The following is a 19,128-nucleotide window of genomic DNA, read 5'->3' as shown; positions in this document are numbered from 1 at the left end:
CACGAAGATGACCTATTCGATTGTGGCCCGAGACCCAGCCAGCGGCGACCTCGGTATCGCCGTCGCCTCGCGCTTCTTCGCCGTTGGCGCGCTCGTGCCGCACATTCGCGGCGGGAAATGCGCCGTCGCAACGCAGGCCTTCGTCAACCCCCTTTGGGGCATCGAGGCCGCCGACAGGTTGGCGGCAGGCGAAGCAGCGCAGACGGTTTTGGACGATCTTGTCGCCCGGGACGGCGGTCAGGCGCAACGGCAGGCCCACATGATCGACACGGCAGGGCGCATCGCCTCCCATACGGGTGAAGACTGCGTCGACTGGTGCGGGCATGTGTCCGGCGACGGGATTTCGGTTGCGGGGAACATGCTGGCCGGCCAGGCGGTCATCACGGAAACCCTCGCGGCCTATCAGTCGAACCTCGATCTTCCCTTCGCCGAGCGTCTGATGACGGCGATGGAGGCCGGAGAAGCGGCTGGCGGCGACAAGCGCGGCAAGCAGTCGGCCGCACTGCGGATCCATCGCGGCGAGGATTATCCTTGGCTCGATATGCGTGTCGACGATCACGCAGATCCCTTGCCGGAATTGCGCCGCCTCTACGACGTCGCGCAGGAGCGTTTTCTGCATGTGGCGCAGGTGATGCCGACCCGTGGCAATTTCTCGGGCCTGACTGATCGAACACCACTGGACGCCGCAATCGCGGAGGAGGAAGAGTGCCGGGCGCAAGACGGCCACGCCTCGAGGTCTTTCGCGACGCCATTGTCGTGACCTGAGGCGCGGCACCATCTGCTTTGACGGCCCGTCGACGCTGGCCGTGGTCGCGGTGGACCTGTGCTTGCTAGTGGGCGCTCCGTGACGTTCGGTGTCGGCGCCCTAGGCCGACGGCCAGCCCCACGGCGGACATCAGAAGCAAACCGCCCGCGGGCAAAGGGATTGGACTGGGGATCGGCCCCGGTTCCTCACCCCGCGTCAGGAATCGGCCCCGAAAAAAGGTGCCGCCTACAAACCGGCTCTCTGTCCAGGAAAACTTGATGGACGATGGGCTCAGCAGGTCAGCGGTCATCGGAATTTCGGGCGGAACCTGCAAAAACGCCCAGTCAAAGAGCCTTTCATCGCCGGAAAAGTCGAGACCGGACAAGGTGATCTCTGTCGTGCCAAACGTGGAAAAGACACCTCCGTACTCTCCAAGCGGCTCCATGAAGAGCTCGAATTCGTTGCCAGCGGATCCTGTGTCAAAGTCAAAAACCGTATTGCCACCTCCCAGAAGATCGGGGCCGTCTTCGACCAATATCATGGTGTCCAACAACACCCTGCTTTCATTGATTGCGACCATTCTGATCGTGTCACCTGTGAGTGTGGCTGCCGTGGTCGGCCCCGCAATCCCCATCATCACAGCCAAAGCTACCCATTGATTGACTCTATGCATCTTACCCTCGCCATAAACCAACTTTCACCGGTTGAGATTGAGTGCCAATGAGGGGCGGCGCTATCCGCTTTTCGCAGAGGCTGTCCGGATCTGGCCGGAATCTGTCTTTCGTGTGGCGGCTCCTCTGTGCTGTTGTTCCGGCCCGGACATGGTCTTGCGCCATCGGCATTGCCTAGCCGCACCGGTCTGGCTTTCGCTGTTTGCCGTGGTGCCGCGGTGTGTCGGGCCCATCAAGCGCCAGCGCCTTCGGTTGCAGATCACACGCACGCTGTCCGGCCTGGGCGGGGATCTCGTGCGGTGATCAGACGCCACTGGGGCATCGAACGCTGGACTTGGCTCCGCGTCAGCAGCACGACGCTTGCGCAGGCGAGTTCAACGGACCGTGTTGTCCGTTGGAACGCAGGGTTCGGCCTGGGTCCTCTTGTAGGCCTCCCAGATGACGAACCCGACCTGTCGATCCAGCGCAAAGCACCAGGCGATGAACCACCCCGGAAAATCGGTGAACCGCCCCACGCCGATGGACCTCAGGAAACCGTCCACCCCCTCGTTGCAGAGCGGTGAGGCATAGGCATCGTCCACATGGATGCGGAACCGTTTGCGGCCCCAGCGCAGGTCGCTGACAATCGCGCGGACATCGTCGCGATACCGCCGCATGTCGGACCGACGCTTCCAGGCGCGCAGTGCATCCTCGACCGCGGAGGCGGCATCGGTCTCGGATGAATGATAGGCGCGCCTGTACTGCGCGGACCGGATCAACCAGATCAGCTTGCCCTGCAGTGTCATGGCCCGTGTGGCCGTCATCTTCTTGGTGCTGAATTCAACGACATTGCCGGTGTCGACCAAGGCACTGACCCAATCAGCCCGGTCAAAGACGATATCGGCTTCGTAGTCCGAACAGAGGCGTTCGATGGCGGATTGGTTCGGGCGTTCGGCGGCCAGTCTGTCCATCAATCTGCGATATCTTGCCTTGGACTTGAACACCACACCATCCTCCTGCACTCGTGATTACGCGGTCTTTCACGAGTGTTTCAGTGCGGCAAATCTCCGTATAGCCGCTTCTGGTCGGGCTGGACGGTTTCGGCTGGTAAGTTACGCTACCGGACGGGTCTCAAGATCTGCTGCGCGCGTGCGCGGGTCTGGGACGGCAGCTCACCGAACGCCCGCCGATAATGATGCGCGAACCGCCCGAAATTGCTGTAGCCGCAATCGAGCGCGATGTCCGATATGCTGACCGGTGCACCGCCTTCGAGCTGGTCGCGCGCCCATTGCAACCTGACATGCCTGAGATAGGACACCGGAGAATGGCCGGTGAACCGCCGAAAATGTGCGTTCAGCGACCGCCCCGGCACACCGGCAATCTCGACGAGGTCAGCGAGGGTCAGCGGTTGGTCATGATGGGCGGCGATGAAGTCGATGACCCGCTTCACATCCGCGGATGCCGGCCCGGGCGCCGGCCGGTCGAGCACCGAGCTGTGGGAATGCGGATGATGCAGCAGGAGCAGGGATGATACGACATCCTCAAAGTGATCCATGTGCCGCCCGTCGACGCCGCGCTGCCCGGCGATCTCGGCTGCATCCACAAGGATGTGAGCGTGAGCGAGCAGCGCTGCACCGACGGGCGATTTCAAATCCAGAATAGGCTCGAGCCGCAGCGCATTTCGGATCGGTTCACCGCTCAGGAGTTCCAGCTTGTCGGCGAGAAGTCTCTCAGACAGTGACAGGGTCAAGCGTCGGGACTGCTCAAGCACCTGCACGGATGGGTCGCCGGGCGAGCTGATGACGGTGCGTTGGGCGTTGGATGCCACCATGTCGTCGCCCACGCGCGAGGCCATCTGACCACGCAGCAGGAAGGATATGCTGAAGTCCGGGCGTTCCGCCGGTGTCTCGACGACGACCTTGCCGCCGTAGGCGATATAGCCGACGTAAGAGGCTTTCCCGTAGATCGCGTTGATCCGTGACCGGAAACCGCTGTCGTCACCGCTCCGGAGAGCCCGAAGCGTCACGTGTTTCTCCTGCAGAAACGCTTGGGCGTGCGCCAGGTCATCGCTGTGATGGACGGTGAAGCGATCCAGCATGCCGAACATCTAACCGCTTCGGCAGCGGAGCCATAGGCGGAACTGCGCAAGACGAGAGTTCCTTGCCAGAATCGTCCATTCGGTACGGCCATTGCCCGGCATCCGCACACCCGATTTTGATTTTTCACGTGGACCAAACTGTAGCACTAAGAGATGCTGCGGTAATGAATTGAAACTGAAAGGTTCATTTCATGAATGAAGGCAATGTCGCATGGGACGACCTGCGTCTCTTTCTGGGTGTGGCCGAGGCTGCCAGCCTTGCGGGCGCGGTTGACAAGACCGGTGCGAGTGCGCCGACCCTCGGTCGCAGAATGGATCGGCTGGAGCAATCGCTGGGTGTCAGGCTCTTCGAGCGCCACGCGCGGGGCTACGATCTCACCGCCCATGGCGCGTCGCTTCTGACTCGCGTTCAGGAGATCGAGCAGAGAGTGATCGAGGCGAAACAGGAGGCGGCCCTTGAGGCTGGCCCGGAAGTCGTCCACGTGTCGGCCGGGACCTGGATGACCACCTATCTGACAGAGAAGATTTCGGAAATTTGCACACCTGGAGAGGGCTTCCAGCTCTATCTCAGCGCCGAGGAACGCCGGGCCGATATTGGACGTCGCGAGGCGCTGATCGGGTTTCGGAACAAGCGACCTGAGGAAGCCAATCTGGTCATGCGACGGCTTTGCCCGTTGGGATATGCGGCTTACGCAGTGGGGCGGGATGTCCGGGGCTGGATCGAGGTGGGCGCTGACACACCGTCAGCGCGGTGGGTCCGGCAGCACCACCGCCCGGATACGGTGATCGGTGCCAGCACACCCATTTCGGCCTTCCAGCTTTGCCTCGCGGGCGTCGGGCGCATGGTTCTGCCATGTTTCATCGGCGATCCCGATGAACGGCTCGTGCGGGTGAGCGATACGATCACGGGTCTGGCATCAGAGAGCTGGATGGTCACGCATCAGGCAGATCGCCACCGCCCCAATGTGCGCAAAGTGATCGACCGGCTGGTCTCTATCGTCACGCGCGACGCCGCGCGTTTTGCGGGATGAAACCCGTGACCCCGCTGGTCTGATGAGCGAGACTTGGGCCATGGACCCCCTGCAAGGAGCAACCTCATGACCCGATCTTTGCCAAAGCCGCGTGCGGGCCCCCTCGGCCTTTGGGACCGTCTGGTTGGGCCGGGGATGACGCTTGCGGAAAACACGCTGGTGCTGGGTGTGAGCTTTGCAAGTGCCGGCTTCGTCGGCCTTTACCTCAAATCGCTCGGGATGGATTGGCTCCGCGTCACTCTGGGCGCTTTCATTGCGTTCGACATCATCGGCGGTGCGGTCTGCAATATGACGGACACGACGAAGCGGTGGTATCATCGCAAGGGACAACGGTCGAAGGATCACTTCGTCTTCATCGGCCTCCATGTGCTGCACATCGCTTGCGTCGCTCTGGTGTTCAGGGGCCCCGGGTTCGATCTGTTCTTCATGAGCGTCATAGCGGGCTGGCTGGCGATGTCGGCAATTGTGGTGCTGACCGCTCCGCTGACCGTCAAGACCCCGCTTGCGGTGACGCTCTACGTGGGTGCGACCGGTCTTGTGCTCTACGTCACGGGACCGACCTATGGATTGGAATGGTTCGTGCCGCTGCTTTTCGTGAAGTTGTTGATGGGGCATGCGATCCCGCAACACGGGCGATAGCCGCTGTTTCCGCGCTCGTTTCTGGGCTGAAAGCCCCGTTTCATTTCTGGGCACTGCCGCTGCGCTGCCAGCGCCCCATATCACCTCCTGTCGCACGTCAGCAAACGCCACAGGGAGGATCGCGCCATGTCCATAGGTTTCACGGTCAACGGAGTTTATCGGGAGCTCGAGGTCGATCCGGACAAACCGCTTCTCTGGGTCATTCGCGAGGATCTCCAATTGACGGGGACGAAGTACGGCTGCGGCGTCGCTCAGTGCGGCGCATGCACCGTCATCATCGACGGGATCGCTCAGCGTTCCTGCGTCACGCCGGCGGGACGCGTGGAGAGCATGGAGGTCACGACGATCGAAGGGATCGAGGGGCCCGAAGCCGAGGCGGTCATGGCAGCCTGGACCGAGGTCGAGGTGGCTCAGTGCGGCTACTGCCAGTCCGGGCAGGTGATGACGGCGGTCTCGTTCCTGCGCGAGACCCCCAACCCGACAGATGACGACATCGTTGCCGCGATGAATGGCAACCTCTGCCGCTGTGCCACCTACACTCGGATCCGCGCAGCGGTCCGTCAGGCGGCCAACAGCCTGGAGGGACGGCCATGACCGACCTTACACCAAACCGCCGCGCTGTGCTCGCAAGCGCTGCCGGGCTGATCGTTGCGGCGGCCATTCCGCTGCCGGGCCGGGCGAAACAGGAGGCTTGGCCTTTCGCTCCGAATGCCTTCATCCGGATCACACCCGACAATATCGTAAAGGTCCTCGTCAAGCATAGCGAGCTTGGGCAGGGCACCTGGACAGGCCTGACCACCATGGTCGCTGAAGAGCTCGATGCGGACTGGGCGCAGATGTGGGCCGAGAACGCGCCCGCGAATGTGCAGCTTTATGCCAGCTCGATCTTCGGCGTGCAGGGAACCGGTGGATCGACGGCAACGCCAGCCTCCTGGCTGCCGATGCGGCAGGCGGGCGCTGCTGCGCGGGCGGTTCTGGTCGAGGCGGCTGCGCGCGCCTGGGGCGTGCCCGGGGCAGAGATCACGGTCAGCAGGGGCGTGGTGGCGCACCAGGGGCGGTCGAGTGATTTGCGGGCCAGCTTTGGAGAGCTGGTGCCGTTGACCGAGAACGTGGTGCCACCGGCCGACCCGATCCTGAAGACGCCGGACCAGTTTACACTCATCGGCCGCGATGTGCCGCGGATCGACGCGCCGGAGAAGTCGAATGGCACGGCGATCTACTCCATCGATGTCGTCCGTGACGGCATGCTGACAGTTGCGGTCGCGCGGCCACCGAAGTTCGGTGCGCGGCTCGTCGAGTTCGACTCGGCCACGGCCCTTGCAACGCCCGGTGTGCGACGGGTCGAACAGATCCCGACCGGGGTCGCAGTTTATGCCGATGATACATGGTCCGCCTTCAGGGGGCGCGACGCGCTGGATATCGTGTGGGATGAGACCGGGGCGGAGACGCGCTCTTCCGACGAGATGATGACGGTCTGGGCCGAAGCCGCCCGGACGGCACCCGCTGTCGCCGAAGACCGGGGCGATGTCGATGCCGCCATGGCCAGCGCAGACGAGGTCATCGAGGCGGAGTTCCGGTTCCCGTTCCTGTCGCATGCCGCGATGGAGCCCCTGGACGGCGTGGTCGAACTGTCCCTGGACCGGGCGGAGTTCTGGATGGGGTCGCAGTGGCAGACCTCCGATCAGAACGAGGCCGCCGCCCGCTTCGGTGTCCCGCCGGAGAACATCGCGATCAATACGATGCTGACGGGCGGATCCTTCGGACGGCGCACCACCGCGGACAACCACTTTACAGCGGAGCTCTCGGAGATTGCCAAGGCCGCCGGGCCGGGAGCCTACAAGCTGATCTGGAGCCGCGAAGACGACATGCGCGGCGGCTACTATCGCCCGCTGACCGTCCACTACATGCAAGGCGGGCTCGACGCGAAGGGCAATATCGTCGCCTGGCGCAATAACGTCGCCACCCAGTCGCTTCTCGCAGACTCTCCGTTCGAGCAGTTCATCGCTGACGGGATCGACGGTAGCTCGGTCGAGGGGTCACGCGGCCTGCCGTACAGGCTGCCGAACGCGCGGGTTGCGCTCGCGACGATGGAAAGCTCTGTGCCTGTACTGTGGTGGCGGGCCGTTGGTCACACGCACACAGCCTATGCGACCGAGGTGTTCCTGGACGAGCTTCTGGAGCGCGGCGGCAAGGACCGGGTGCAGGGCCGGCTTGACCTGCTCGACGCCGAGGATGCCGACCGCCATCGCGGCGTGCTGGAGCGCGTGGCGGAGATCGCGGACTGGCAAGGCCCGGATGCGGGCAATGGGATCGCGCGCGGCGTTGCACTGCACAAGAGTTTCGGCAGCTTTGTGGCCATGATCGCCGATGTGTCGATCGAACGTGACGAACCCCGCATCCACAAGGTCTGGGCCGCTGTCGACTGTGGCATCGCAATCAACCCCTCGATCATCGAGGCGCAGGTCGCAGGCGGTCTCGGCTTCGGCCTGTCGGCGGCGATGTTCGAGGAGATCAGGTTGCTGGAGGGCGGCGACGTGGATCGGTGGAACTACGACGCATACCGCATTATGCGAAACGCCGAGATGCCCGAGGTGGAGGTCGCGATCATCGAGAGCAGGTTGAGCCCAACCGGCATCGGAGAACCGGGCACGCCCCCCATTGCGCCGGCCGTTGGCAACGCGCTGCGTGCTCTCACGGGGCAAACGCCGCGACGGCTCCCCTTTGTTGCATCGTAGCCCGCGCATCAAAGGCAGCACGTTCGGCTTGGTCCGATCTCTGGTCTAGGAACCGCGCATGGCCTCGCGATAAAGCGCCAAGGCGGGATCGTTCTCTGCCAGGTCGACGTGCTCGACGGAGATCAGCTCTCCGATCTCGACATCCTTTTTGAGCCTCACCCGATGCGCCAGTCCAATTGGAAGCGCGGTGCCGGCCCGCGCGCAGGGCAGCGCCCTTCCCCAGGCGCAAGACCCGCCCTCACCATCCAGGATCTCACCCGCATTGAGCCTGCGCTTTGCCACGGCGGCAACCGTTCCGCGCATGTCACGCGCGCATCCGGTGGGCTCGTGCCGCAGGCCGACACTCAGAACCGAGACCGAAAGTTCAAGGCCGATGAGATGAAACGGTTTGTACATCGCGGCAAAACGCCCGGTGGTGTCGGTCGGCAGACCGTATTGCCTGAAACAGGCAGCAGCGTAGTCGTTCGGCGCCTCCAGCACGACGTAGACGCCCCACCGCAGGTCACGAAAGACCGGGCGCCCGTCTCGTTCCAGTGACGACACGGTTTCGACCATGCCTCTTTTGCTGAGTTGACCGCCGACCTCCTGCGGGCGGAGGATATGCGCCAGATCGTCCACCCCGCAGGGCGGGAAAGTCAGACCATTTTGCGGTACATCAAGGCCGCAGGCATTGGCGATCGCCACCATCTCGATGGCGCTCTTTGTTCCATCAAGGAAAGAATTGAACATCTGTGGGTTCATGCCGGCGGCGCGCGCCTCTTCCGGCGTCAACCCATAGTGGGCCCACACGTCGTCCGGTGTGACGGAATGATAGGACGGCAGGTATTTCGTACCCTTGCCGGCGGCGGTCACGGAGAAGCCAGTGGCCCGCGCCCAATCCACCATCTCAGCGACAAGCGCTGGCTGGTCGCCATAGGCCATCGAATAGCACACCCCGGCGGCCTCGGCCTCTCGGGAAAGAACCGGCCCGGCCAGAACGTCGGCTTCCACATTCACCATGACCAAATGCTTGCCGGACCGGATCGCGGCCTCGGCATGGGCAATGCCTGCACGGGGATCGCCGGTCGCCTCGATCACCACATCGACCTGATCGAGTTCAGCCAGCGCCGCGCCGTCTTCGAGAAACTCGGTTGCGCCGATGCGGTCCTCCTCCCACCCGACCGTCCGGCAAGCGTTGCGGGCTCCTTGCGGGTCCAGATCTGCAACAGCGGTGACCTCCAGACCGGAAATGCTCGGGACCTGGCTCAAGAACATGGAGCCGAACTTCCCCGATCCGACAAGCCCTGCCTTGACGGGCGCGCCGCGTTGATCGGCCTCCAAGCCGAGCCGTGCCAGGTTCATGATGACCTCCCCTTTTTGCCGGATCCTATTCGGAAAGGGTGCGTCAGCCCATACCCCGCGCAGCCAGACTTTTGTCGGCGGCGTCGCACCTGACCAAGACCTGAGAAGGGCCCGAGACGATGGCCATCGAGGAGGCTTTGCTCATGGTCAATGCGCGGCGCTGCGTGATCAGCGGCATCATGGATCGCGCTCCATCGGTCGTCGTACTTGCGAGAGCGCTAAGACACGCCCTCTCTTAAAATGGCCTCGGCCTCGATCTCCACCCGGTAGCCGCCGATCAACCCCGCCACGACAACCAATGTGTTTGCGGGCTTCACCGTTCCGAACACGCGGCCGTGCGCGCGCGAGATCGCTTCGACGTCGGCGTCGTCGGTGATGTAGATGCGCGTGCGCACCACGTCCTCGGCAGAGGCTCCAAAAGCGGCCAGAGCCGCGAGGATCTTGTCGATCACGTAAGTGGTCTGCGCGCCCGCATCGTCCGGGGCAACGACACGATCCTCACCCGCCGTCGCTGTCGTGCCGGAGACCAGGATGCGGTTCCCGATCCGTTGCGCACGCGCGTAGCCGGCGATGTCTTCCCATTTCGACCCGCTCATCACGCGCATGCCGCCTGCGCGCAGCGGATTGGGCTCGGCATCAAAGGGCAAGGGCATCGTATCGAGGTGGTGGCTGAGATCGCCGGACGCCGTCAGAAACGGCGGTCTGCGGTATTCGTCGCCACAGTCCCCGGGGACCGGCTGCATCTGTGCGAAGGCCTCGGCCAGGCGTGCATCGTCTTCGGCGTCCAAAGCGAAGGAGAAGAGCCGCAGGTTGTCCTCCGCGTGCACCCGCTCGCCCAAGCGCGCACCGACGATCACACCGGCGACAGCTTCGTGCTCAAGCACCCAGCGCGTGGCCACGTTGGCGATGGAGACGCCATGTTTGCGCGCGATCTCGTTTGCCGCTTCTAGGATGCCCTGGAACGCTGCCCAACCGCCGGCTGTGTCAATGAACCGCTTGTACTTCATCTTGGACCAATCGGCGATCTCGACCGGCTCCGGCTGTGCCAGCCAGCGCTCCGACAGGAACCCGCCGCACAAGGTGCCGTAGGCCAGCAGCTTCATCCCGGTCCGCCCGCACAGCGCCGAGAGCGCGCCCGCCGCGCGACGGTCGACAAGGGAAAAGGACACCTGATTGGTCAGCAGCGGTACCCCGTCCGCATGTGCCAGGGCCAGATGGGCTGCGTCGAAATTCGTGACACCGATTTCGGCGATCAGCCCCGCGTCGCGCAGGGCTGTGAGTTCGTGCAGCGCGTCCAGCCACGCGGGATGCTGAAACGCCCACCAGTGGAACTGCAGCAGGTCCACCCGATCCACGCCCAGCCGGTCCAGCCGCTCCTGCACCCCCGCGCGGACCACCTCGCGCGTCATCGGGCCGGGCGCGGGGCACCATTTGGTGAAGGCCAGCGGGCGGGAACCTTCGGATTTCACCAAGAGCCGGCCAGCGATGATCTCGGCCGTACCGTAGTGATCGGCCATGTCGAATGTATCGAAGCCCCGGTCGGCATAGGCGGCGAGCCATCCGGCGCCCGTTTCCGGATCGATCACATCGCCGCCTTTCTCGATATCCGCGACCTGCCAAAGCCCTGTCAGCACACGCGAAATCTCGAGAGTGTCGGACAATCGCATACGGTCCGGGCGGTCGGGGATCGGCATGGCGGGGCATCCTTCCTTGCGCGCGATAGTCCTTGAGGGCCGCGCCACATTGGGTAACATGCACATCGTTACGACGGACGGGTGATCCCGTCCAGCAGAAGGGGCGGGATGCAGAACGACAGCGGCGAGAGGGGCTTCTGGCTCTATGATCTGAGGGTCGAGACGGTTCTGGATGGCCGCACGCCCGTGTGTCGCCATGTCGAGGGCGAGAGCTTTAGCGTTGAGGGCGAGACCCTCGTGTTCGACCCCGGAACGCGTGTCTCCATGTATGCGATGGCGGCCTTGCTGCCCTTGCTGCCGGCAAAGCAGCGCATGACCGATCCCGACGACTGGATGAGCACCGATACCGAGATTGCCTGCCCAGACCCGCATTGCGGCGGTCGCTTCCGGATCACGCGATTGTCCAAAAAACGCTGGTTCTCGCACGCCTCGACCACCGGCCTGCCCGATGCGCGCGGCACGCCCTACTGGCAGGGCGGAGAGGGCACATGAGCGTCGAAACCACGGCCCTGCGCCCGGGCTATGAGATTTCGCGCGTGATCAAGGGCGGCTGGCAGTTGGCGGGCGATCACGGTCCTGTCGACCGCGCGGAGTCCATCCGTGACATGGAGGCGTTTCTGGAGGCTGGTATCACCACCTTCGACTGCGCCGATATTTACACCGGTGTCGAGGAGATGATCGGTGAGTTCATCGCCGATATTCGACAGCGCCGCGGCGCCGAGGTGGCGAGCCGTGTCCAGGTGCATACCAAGCTGGTGCCGGACCTTGGGCTGCTCGCGGACATCACAGCGGCGGATGTCGAGGCGATCATCGACCGCTCGCTGAAGCGGCTCCAGATCGAACAGCTGCATCTGGTGCAATTCTACTGGTGGGATCTCGCGCAAGGCAACGCGCAGGAGGGGTTCGAGGTGCTGAAGGACTGTCAGAGGAAGGGAAAGATCGCCCATCTCGGCACCACGAACTGGGACATCGTCGAGACCCGGCCTTTCATCGACGCGGGCTTTGATCTGGTGTCGACGCAGGTCCAGTATTCGGTGCTTGACCGCCGCCCTGCCGCCGGGCTGGCTGACTGGGCCGCGGCCAACGACATGCAGCTTCTGTGCTATGGCACGCTGGCAGGCGGCTTCCTGACAAAGGCATGGCTGGGCGCACCCGATCCGGGCTTTGCCTTTGAGAACCGCAGCCTCGTCAAATACCGGCTGATCATCGACGAATTCGGATCCTGGGAGCGGTTTCAGGACCTGCTGCGGACGCTGCAGCACATCGCGGACAAGCACGGCGTGTCGCTCGCGTCCGTAGCCACGCGCTGGGTGCTGGATCAGCCCCAGGTCGGAGCCGCCATCGTCGGGGCACGCACCGCGCGTCACCTACCGATGACGCTGGAGGTGTTCCGCTTCGCCCTCGACGAGGACGACCGGACCGCCATCCAGGGCCTGCTCGACGACGCCCCGGGCCCGCAAGGGCCGGTCTTCAGGCTGGAGCGGGACCGCGCCGGGCGGCACGGACGGATCATGAAGTACAACCTCAACACCCGCCCCGACGACAAGGTGCTGGGCCACGCTGATGGCTGAGACGGTGCTGTCGACGCATAGGCTGAGCCGCAGCTTTGGCCCGTTCAAGGCGGTGGACGGCGTGTCGCTGGAGATCGCACGGGGCACCATCACCGGGCTCATCGGCCCCAACGGCGCGGGCAAATCCACGTTTTTCAACCTGCTGACCGGTGCGCTGGCACCGGATGCGGGAACGGTCACGCTGGCCGGTCAAGACATCACGGGCCTGCCGCCCTCGCGGCTGTTCGAGCTTGGCATGGGCCGCACCTTTCAGATCCCCCGCCCTTTTGCGCGCATGAGCGTGCTTGAAAACGTCATGCTGGCGCCGACGGGCCAGGTGGGCGAGACGGTCTGGGGCCCATTCCTGTCGCGCAAACAGATGCGGGATCAGGAGCGGCAGATCAGGGACAAGGCAATGGAGGTGCTTGAGTTCGTGACCCTCGGTGCGCTGGCGGATCACCCTGCCGGCAAGATATCAGGTGGCCAGATGAAGCTCCTGGAACTTGCACGCGTGCTGATGGGCGATCCCGCACTCATCCTTCTCGACGAACCCGCAGCAGGAGTAAACCCGGTGCTGACCGAGACGCTGATCGGCAAGATCGAGGAGCTGAACCGGCAGGGCACGACGTTTGTCATCATCGAGCACGACATGGACCTGGTGATGCGCCACTGCGATCCGATCATTGCGCTGTCCGAGGGGCGGATCGTATTCCAGGGCAGTGCGGACGAGGCGATGACCGACGCCGGGTTGCTCGACGCCTATCTCGGGACGCCGCTCCATGCCTGATCCGGTGCTGCAAGTCAGTGACGTCACGGCTGGGTATGTACCCGATCTGCCGATCCTGCATGGGGTGTCGCTGACCGCGGAACGGGGTCGGATCACTCTCATCATTGGCCCGAATGGTGCCGGAAAATCAACTCTGATCAAGGCGATAGCGGGTCTCATCCCGGTGAGTGCCGGTCGCCTCACACTGGACGGGCAGGACGTCACGCACATCCGCCCCGATCAGCTCGCTGCGTACGGCATCGCCTACGTGCCGCAGACCGACAACATCTTTCGCAGCCTGACCATCCGTCAGAACCTCGATCTGGCGCTGCGCCGGGCGGGTGGAGATGCCGCGGCCCGACGCAACCAACTGCTGACGCAGTTTCCGGCGCTCGCCGACAAGCAGCACGACAGGGCCGGCACGCTCTCGGGCGGCCAGCGCCAATTTCTCGCCATTGCCATGGCGCTCGCCAGGGCACCGCGCCTGATCCTGATGGACGAGCCCTCCGCGGGGTTGTCCCCCAAGGCGACCGCGGAGGTGCTCGAGCACGCGCGCAAGCTGACCGCCGATGGCGTCTCGATCCTGCTGGTCGAGCAGAATGTCAGCCAGGCGATGAAGCTGGCCGATCACTGCTATATCCTCGCGGAGGGGCGCAATCAGGTGGACGGCCCCGCAGCCGAGTTGATCGGTAACAAGGTGGTTGGCGAGATCTACCTTGGTGGGCGGCGGATGGGCGCCGCATGATTCAGAACCTGATCGACGGGGTGCTGACGGGCTCCTACCTGTCGTTGGGCGCGATTGGCCTCACGCTGGTGATGCACATCCTGCGGTTTGCCAATTTCTCTCATGCGGAGTTGCTGTCGCTCGGCGCTTACGCGGCCCTCGTCTTCGACGCGCTGGTCACGGCATTGGCACCCGTGCTGGCCACGAAGCTGGGGCCCCTATCCCTGACCTATGCGCTTTTGTTCGCCATCCTCATTTCCATGGTGCTGACCGGCCTCTCCGCCGTGCTCATCGACCGGCTGGTCTTCAAGCGGGTGCGCGAGAAGGGGTGGGAGCTGTCGATGGTCTTCGCCAGTTTCGGTATGGCGCTGATCATCCGCAACGTGATCGGCCTGATCTTCGGCCTCTCGCCCGAGCTTTATTCCAAGGACATCGCGTTTGCGATGATCCTGAGCCGCGACCCGCTGATCCTTGTGAAGCCCGATCAGGTCTTTGTGCTTGTTGCGGCCCTTGCGCTGATGTTTGTCCTGCACCTGATCCTCTCGCGCACCACCTTCGGCTACGCGCTGCGCGCGGTGGCCGAGAACCCGTCGCTGGCGCAGGTCAACGGTGTGAACCTCGCGCGCACCGTCATGGCGGTCTGGCTGATTGGCGGAAGCCTTGCCGCGGTGGCGGGTGTCTTCTACGGCCTCAGCCATCAGGTGATCCCGGTCATGGGCCGCGACCTCGTGCTGCCGATCTTCGCCGCGACCATCGTTGGTGGCATCGGCAGCGTCTATGGCGCGGTGCTGGGCGGGTTCATCGTCGGCATCGCGGGCAATCTGGCGCTGGTGGTGCTGCCCTCGGGCTACACGCCCTCGATCCCCTTCATGCTGATCCTGATCGTGCTGATGATCCGGCCCCACGGGCTCTTCGGGGAAGCGCGCGCGTGATCGGGACGATCTCCTATCTGGTGTTCTTCGCGACCACCGCCTCGATCCTCGCCATCGCTGTGTTGGGGCTGAATCTGCAATGGGGCAACACTGGGCTTTTCAACGGCGGTGTCGTGGCCTTCTTCGGCGCCGGTGCTTACGGCACCCTGATCCTGGGCGGCACGCCGCAGGACGGGCATCTGGGCGGATATGGGCTGTTCTATCCGCTGGCCCTTCTCGGCGGGATGGCCGCTGCGGGCGTCATGGCCTGGATCGTTGGGCTGCTGACACTTCGGTTGAGGCACGACTATCTGGCCATCGCGACCTTCGGCGTCGCCGTCGCCTTCGAGAACCTGATGCGCAACGCCGAGTGGCTCGCAGGCGGCGCGAAAGGTGTGCGCGGGTTCGAGCGCCCGCTGCGCGACGCTTTGGGGGACGGGTTTCTCTACAACATCGCCTTTTTCATCACCGTCCTGATCATTCTTATCACCGTTTACCTCTTTCTCGAACGCCTCGTCGCATCGCCCTTCGGCCGTCTGCTGCGCGCCATCCGTGAAGACGAGGAGGCCGCCTCATCCCTTGGCAAGAGCCCCAGCCGCATCCGGCTGACGGCCTTTATCACCGGCTCCGTCATCCTTGGGCTCGCAGGCGGGCTATACGGCACCTTCTACGCCTTCGTCAGCCCGCAGGACGTGCTGCCGACGCTCACCTTCCAGATCTGGGCCATGCTCATCGTCGGCGGCGCGGGCAACAATCGCGGCGCGATCTTCGGCGCGTTCCTCATTTGGGGCGCCTGGACGGCGTCCGGTTGGGCACTGTCGCGGTTCGCGCCGGTCGAGGCCCAACTCTACACCGGATCGATGCAGTTTGTGTTGATCGGTGTGGTGATCGTCGGCATGCTGATGTGGCGCCCGCAAGGGCTACTGCCGGAACGGCTGGTGGTCTCGCAGCGGGGATCAAAAGAATAACGACAGGGAGTATTGATATGACATTGCTGAGACATCTCGCGGGCGGGATGGGCGTGGCCGTTGGCCTGACCTTGATGGCGGGTTCTGCGCTGGCGCAGGACTGCACGACGAAGATCGGCACGGTGCTGCCCACCTCCGTCGACTGGGGTCGCCCGATTGCCGAGACGGCGCAATTCGCCGTCGATCAGGTCAATGCCGCCGGTGGTGCCGGGGGCTGCAAGATCGAGATGGTGCTACGCGACACCCAGGTGGACCCGAAGGTCGGCGTCGATGCCGCCAAGGCGCTGGTCGATCTGGAAGGCGTGAAGGTGCTCTTGGGCGCGGTCTCCTCCGGTGTCTCCATGCCGATCCTCACCTCCGTCACGGTACCCGGCGGTGTGATGCAGATGTCGTGCTGCTCCTCTTCCACCGCCTTCACGAACCTGGCCGAAGAGGGCAAGACCGAGGGTCTGTGGTTCCGCACCTTCGCCACCACGGCGGTGCAATCCGCCATGGGCGCGAAAATCGCGCAGGACAAGGGCTACGGCTCCGTCGCAATCCTCTACAAGAACGACGACTGGGGCCAGGACATGGCGCGCCTGATCGCGGCTGACTTCGAAGCCGTTGGCGTTGCCGTCACGGCCTCGGTTGCGATCAACGACGGTCAGCCCTCCTACCGCGCCGAGGTGACCGAGGCGCTCGGCACCCAGCCCGATGCGCTCTACCTCGCGCTTTATCCGGCGGAAGGCACGGCAGCGGTCCGCGAGTGGATTTCGCTCGGCGGGACGCAAAAGATGATCCTGGCCAATTCGCTCAAGTCCGATGAATTCCGCGAAAACGTCGGGCTGCAGTACCTCGGAGAGACCGTCGGCACCGATACCGCGTCGCCGCGCTCTGAGAGCGCCGACGCCTTCCGCGCCGCCTATGTCGAAAGGTTTGAGAGCGAGCCCAACGGCCCCGGCCTCGGAAACAGCTATGACGCCACGATGATTGCGCTGCTGGCGATGGAAGCGGCGGGCAAGGATGCCTCGGGTGCCGATATCGCTGCCGCCGTGCGCAAGGTCACCGACCCCAATGGGACGGCCATCACGGCGGACACGGCGGGCTTTACGACAGCCAAGGAGGTCCTCGCAGGCGGTGGCACGGTGATGTACCAGGGGGCCACAGGCAATGTGCGCTTCGATGCGAACGGCGACGTCTCCGCGCCCGCGGTGATCTGGTCCTTCACGGAGAGCGGCACGGAAGAGGTCGAATATCTCTCGTTGGACGAAGTCGACAGTTTCATCGCGTCGCTGAACTGATCCGTCGCAGGTCGAACCCCATCGGTTTCCAGAAGGGCAGCCGATGGGCAGCTTAGGATCTTACAGCCTATCGATCTGGTCTTTCGCTTTGCAGTGAAAGGCCCGGAGCGACAACGACGTCGTGGCCGTACCGTGGTGATACTCTGCCGAAACAGAACTGGCGAGGGCGATGAGCAACGTCGCCAAAGATGCGATGATGACCGAAAATCCTCGCGCCGTTGATGGGGTCACGCCGCACCATTGGGCGTCGGGTCGAGGTCAAATGGATGAGATGGGTCGTCAGGTCAGAAGATCGACCTCATCGTCGGAGAACCCGAAGCCTGCCATCAACTCGCGATGCGCCTGGCTGCCAATCATACCATTCAATGCACCGTCAACGGCATCCCTCAGGCCTGCGTTGGCCTTGGCAAACGCAAAGCAGCCGAACGCCGCCGGTTTCTCGGAGGCTGGAACGACGAGCCAGGTCATCTCCGAACCCGGGTTTCTTCTCAGAAACCCCTCGTGAGCCCGTGCAACGCTGGCATATGCACTGACCCGACCATCACGGACCGCCTCCGCGGCCTCGCGATACCGGTCGAAAGTGGATATCTGATCGGGGCGCACGCCGATCTCGATGGCACTTCTGTACTGGGCCTGATGGCGTATGGTGGCGAGGCGCAGAGTTCGATCTCTGACCAGGCTTCCATAGCCAGTGAGACGATGACGATCGGCAGTTCGGATCAAGAGGCCGTCCGGTAAGGCCCAGATCGGCCGACTGAACAAGGCGCGCGACCGTCGTTCTTCGGTCGCAAAAAGCCCGGTGGTCATCTGCCAAGCGCCCCGCTCCAGACCTGGCAGGAGATCCGCAAACTCCGTTTCCACGAAAATCGGCTCGTCCAGCCCCAGCCTGCGAAAAACCTGCCGTGCAAGCTCTATGTCGCACCCCGTAACGGCTCCGGCCGCATCCCGGTCGTTGAAGGGCGGTTCGATGAGATATGCAACCTTCATGCGCCGCGCCTCACTCCACAATCACGACCTGCCCGGTGATCGCCCCTTCGACACATTTGACAAAGGCGCGACCGACCCGGTTCGACGAAACACGCTCGTGGCCCGGAAAGAATGAGCCGTACCGCTCTTCAGACGCCTTCAGCAAGCCAGGGCTGACCACATTGATCCGAAGGTTCCGCGGCAGTTCGATCGCCGCGCCTGCAACGAAGCCGGCCAAAGCTCCGTTCGCAGTTGCCGCTCCGGTTCCAGCGACAACAGGGTCGCGATCAAGAACGCCGCTCGTCAACGTGAAAGATCCTTTGTCCGCGATCCGCGTGAGACCCTCCAGAACCAGATTGATTTGCCCCATGACCTTGCTGTCCAACCCGAGCTTGAAGGTGGTTTCGGTCTGGTCGCCGAGCGGCGCGAAATGCACGTTCCCCGCCGCAGAGACAAGCGCATCGAAGGCGCCGACCGTGTCATACATGGCAGCAATTGACAGCCTGTCGCCGATGTCGACGTGCACGTCTCCCGTTCGGCGGCCGGCGCGGATGATCTCGTGGCGCTCCGACAATGCGTTGTAGGCGGCTTGGCCCACATCACCAGACGCGCCAACCAGAATGATCTTCATGTCAGGTAGTCCTCATAGATTTCGAGCTTGCGCGCGAGGACGTCCTCGCATCGATCAAGGTTTTCGCGACGCATCTGGAGCAGTTTGGAATGATCCATGAGAATGGCCTTGCGTTCGGGGATCGTCTCGTTCCCGGCGGCGTAGAGCTCGGCAAAGCGTTTCATGACCTTCATCGGCATTCCGGTCTCGCGCAGCCAGTAGAGCAAGCTCAGCCATTCCACATTCTCCGGCGAAAACCGACGATGCCCATCGGATCCGCGCGCGACCTTCGGCACCAGGCCGGTCGCCTCGTAGTAGCGGATCGTATCAACTCTGAGCCCGGATGCGGTTGCAGCCTCGGAAATGCGCATGGCGGCTTTCTCCCAATTCCATATGAGATACCGGCCTCGAGTTACTCTA

21 protein-coding genes are annotated in these 19,128 nt (G+C 63.7%); 13 read left to right on the top strand and 8 right to left on the bottom strand.

Annotated elements, in window-relative coordinates; all coding sequences use genetic code 11:
* The first annotated feature begins 7 nt into the window (after positions 1-7).
* Positions 8-760 (top strand): DUF1028 domain-containing protein, encoded by a 753-nt coding sequence (locus tag MUB52_RS18070; RefSeq protein ID WP_263845556.1) that lies wholly within the window; start codon positions 8-10, stop codon positions 758-760.
* A 263-nt stretch (positions 761-1,023) separates the two neighbouring features.
* Positions 1,024-1,404, top strand: a complete 381-nt coding sequence (locus MUB52_RS18065; RefSeq protein WP_263845555.1) for a hypothetical protein — start codon at positions 1,024-1,026, stop codon at positions 1,402-1,404.
* Between the two features lie 386 nt (positions 1,405-1,790).
* On the opposite strand, the gene MUB52_RS18060 is transcribed toward MUB52_RS18065, so the two are convergent.
* Together MUB52_RS18060 and MUB52_RS18055 are read right to left on the bottom strand one after the other, a co-directional pair.
* Positions 1,791-2,366, bottom strand: a complete 576-nt coding sequence (locus tag MUB52_RS18060) for a hypothetical protein (RefSeq protein WP_263845554.1) — start codon at positions 2,364-2,366, stop codon at positions 1,791-1,793.
* Positions 2,367-2,512: 146 nt separating this feature from the next.
* Positions 2,513-3,502, bottom strand: a complete 990-nt coding sequence (locus MUB52_RS18055) for a helix-turn-helix domain-containing protein (protein WP_263845553.1) — start codon at positions 3,500-3,502, stop codon at positions 2,513-2,515.
* A gap of 182 nt (positions 3,503-3,684) precedes the next feature.
* Here MUB52_RS18055 and MUB52_RS18050 point away from each other — a divergent pair, with 182 nt between their 5' ends.
* The 4 genes from MUB52_RS18050 (at position 3,685) to MUB52_RS18035 (ending at position 7,898) form a co-directional block, all read left to right on the top strand.
* Entirely contained in the window at positions 3,685-4,524 is an 840-nt protein-coding gene (locus tag MUB52_RS18050; protein WP_263845552.1) for a LysR family transcriptional regulator, read from the top strand.
* Between the two features lie 66 nt (positions 4,525-4,590).
* Positions 4,591-5,163 (top strand): hypothetical protein, encoded by a 573-nt coding sequence (locus tag MUB52_RS18045; RefSeq protein ID WP_263845551.1) that lies wholly within the window; start codon positions 4,591-4,593, stop codon positions 5,161-5,163.
* A 126-nt stretch (positions 5,164-5,289) separates the two neighbouring features.
* Positions 5,290-5,757 carry a (2Fe-2S)-binding protein gene (locus MUB52_RS18040; protein WP_263845550.1) on the top strand — a complete coding sequence of 156 codons (468 nt, stop codon included), beginning with the start codon at positions 5,290-5,292 and terminating at the stop codon, positions 5,755-5,757.
* A complete protein-coding gene (locus MUB52_RS18035) occupies positions 5,754-7,898 on the top strand; it encodes a xanthine dehydrogenase family protein molybdopterin-binding subunit (protein WP_263845549.1) in 2,145 nt (714 codons plus the stop codon). The genes MUB52_RS18040 and MUB52_RS18035 overlap by 4 nt, the downstream gene beginning before the upstream one ends.
* Before the next feature lie 45 nt (positions 7,899-7,943).
* Here the strand turns inward: MUB52_RS18035 and MUB52_RS18030 are convergent, their stop codons facing one another.
* The 3 genes from MUB52_RS18030 to MUB52_RS18020 are packed head-to-tail and all read right to left on the bottom strand — an operon-like array spanning position 7,944 to position 10,933.
* Complete coding sequence (locus MUB52_RS18030; RefSeq protein ID WP_263845548.1) at positions 7,944-9,239, bottom strand: NAD(P)H-dependent oxidoreductase; 1,296 nt, start codon at positions 9,237-9,239, stop codon at positions 7,944-7,946.
* Between the two features lie 43 nt (positions 9,240-9,282).
* Positions 9,283-9,420 (bottom strand): hypothetical protein, encoded by a 138-nt coding sequence (locus tag MUB52_RS18025; protein ID WP_263845547.1) that lies wholly within the window; start codon positions 9,418-9,420, stop codon positions 9,283-9,285.
* A gap of 37 nt (positions 9,421-9,457) precedes the next feature.
* Entirely contained in the window at positions 9,458-10,933 is a 1,476-nt protein-coding gene (locus MUB52_RS18020) for an aldo/keto reductase (RefSeq protein WP_263845546.1), read from the bottom strand.
* Positions 10,934-11,041: 108 nt separating this feature from the next.
* Between MUB52_RS18020 and MUB52_RS18015 the strand changes: the two genes are divergently transcribed.
* Genes MUB52_RS18015 through MUB52_RS17985 form a run of 7 tightly spaced genes read left to right on the top strand, consistent with a single transcriptional unit; the run spans position 11,042 to position 17,132 of the window.
* Positions 11,042-11,425, top strand: coding sequence for a TIGR04076 family protein (locus MUB52_RS18015; protein WP_263845545.1), 384 nt, complete (start codon positions 11,042-11,044; stop codon positions 11,423-11,425).
* Complete coding sequence (locus MUB52_RS18010; RefSeq protein WP_263845544.1) at positions 11,422-12,504, top strand: aldo/keto reductase; 1,083 nt, start codon at positions 11,422-11,424, stop codon at positions 12,502-12,504. Before MUB52_RS18015 ends, MUB52_RS18010 begins: the two co-directional genes overlap by 4 nt.
* Positions 12,497-13,270 (top strand): ABC transporter ATP-binding protein, encoded by a 774-nt coding sequence (locus tag MUB52_RS18005; RefSeq protein ID WP_263845543.1) that lies wholly within the window; start codon positions 12,497-12,499, stop codon positions 13,268-13,270. Before MUB52_RS18010 ends, MUB52_RS18005 begins: the two co-directional genes overlap by 8 nt.
* Positions 13,263-13,994, top strand: a complete 732-nt coding sequence (locus MUB52_RS18000; RefSeq protein ID WP_263845542.1) for an ABC transporter ATP-binding protein — start codon at positions 13,263-13,265, stop codon at positions 13,992-13,994. Before MUB52_RS18005 ends, MUB52_RS18000 begins: the two co-directional genes overlap by 8 nt.
* Positions 13,991-14,905 (top strand): branched-chain amino acid ABC transporter permease, encoded by a 915-nt coding sequence (locus tag MUB52_RS17995; RefSeq protein WP_263845541.1) that lies wholly within the window; start codon positions 13,991-13,993, stop codon positions 14,903-14,905. Before MUB52_RS18000 ends, MUB52_RS17995 begins: the two co-directional genes overlap by 4 nt.
* A complete protein-coding gene (locus MUB52_RS17990; RefSeq protein ID WP_263845540.1) occupies positions 14,902-15,852 on the top strand; it encodes a branched-chain amino acid ABC transporter permease in 951 nt (316 codons plus the stop codon). The genes MUB52_RS17995 and MUB52_RS17990 overlap by 4 nt, the downstream gene beginning before the upstream one ends.
* Before the next feature lie 17 nt (positions 15,853-15,869).
* On the top strand, positions 15,870-17,132 hold the full coding sequence (locus MUB52_RS17985; protein WP_263845539.1) for an ABC transporter substrate-binding protein: 1,263 nt from the start codon (positions 15,870-15,872) through the stop codon (positions 17,130-17,132).
* A 279-nt stretch (positions 17,133-17,411) separates the two neighbouring features.
* Here MUB52_RS17985 and MUB52_RS17980 read toward each other — a convergent pair whose 3' ends face one another.
* The 3 genes from MUB52_RS17980 to MUB52_RS17970 are packed head-to-tail and all read right to left on the bottom strand — an operon-like array spanning position 17,412 to position 19,079.
* Positions 17,412-18,119: a transporter substrate-binding domain-containing protein gene (locus MUB52_RS17980; RefSeq protein ID WP_263845538.1), complete on the bottom strand. Its 708-nt coding sequence runs from the start codon at positions 18,117-18,119 to the stop codon at positions 17,412-17,414.
* A 10-nt stretch (positions 18,120-18,129) separates the two neighbouring features.
* Positions 18,130-18,729, bottom strand: a complete 600-nt coding sequence (locus MUB52_RS17975) for a short chain dehydrogenase (protein WP_263845537.1) — start codon at positions 18,727-18,729, stop codon at positions 18,130-18,132.
* A complete protein-coding gene (locus MUB52_RS17970) occupies positions 18,726-19,079 on the bottom strand; it encodes a MerR family transcriptional regulator (protein WP_263845536.1) in 354 nt (117 codons plus the stop codon). The genes MUB52_RS17975 and MUB52_RS17970 overlap by 4 nt, the downstream gene beginning before the upstream one ends.
* Positions 19,080-19,128: the final 49 nt, after the last annotated feature.

The sequence above is a fragment of the Roseobacter sinensis genome (genome assembly GCF_025755255.1).
GTDB lineage: Bacteria > Pseudomonadota > Alphaproteobacteria > Rhodobacterales > Rhodobacteraceae > Roseobacter > Roseobacter sinensis.
This window is presented reverse-complemented; position numbering and strand designations above follow the sequence as displayed.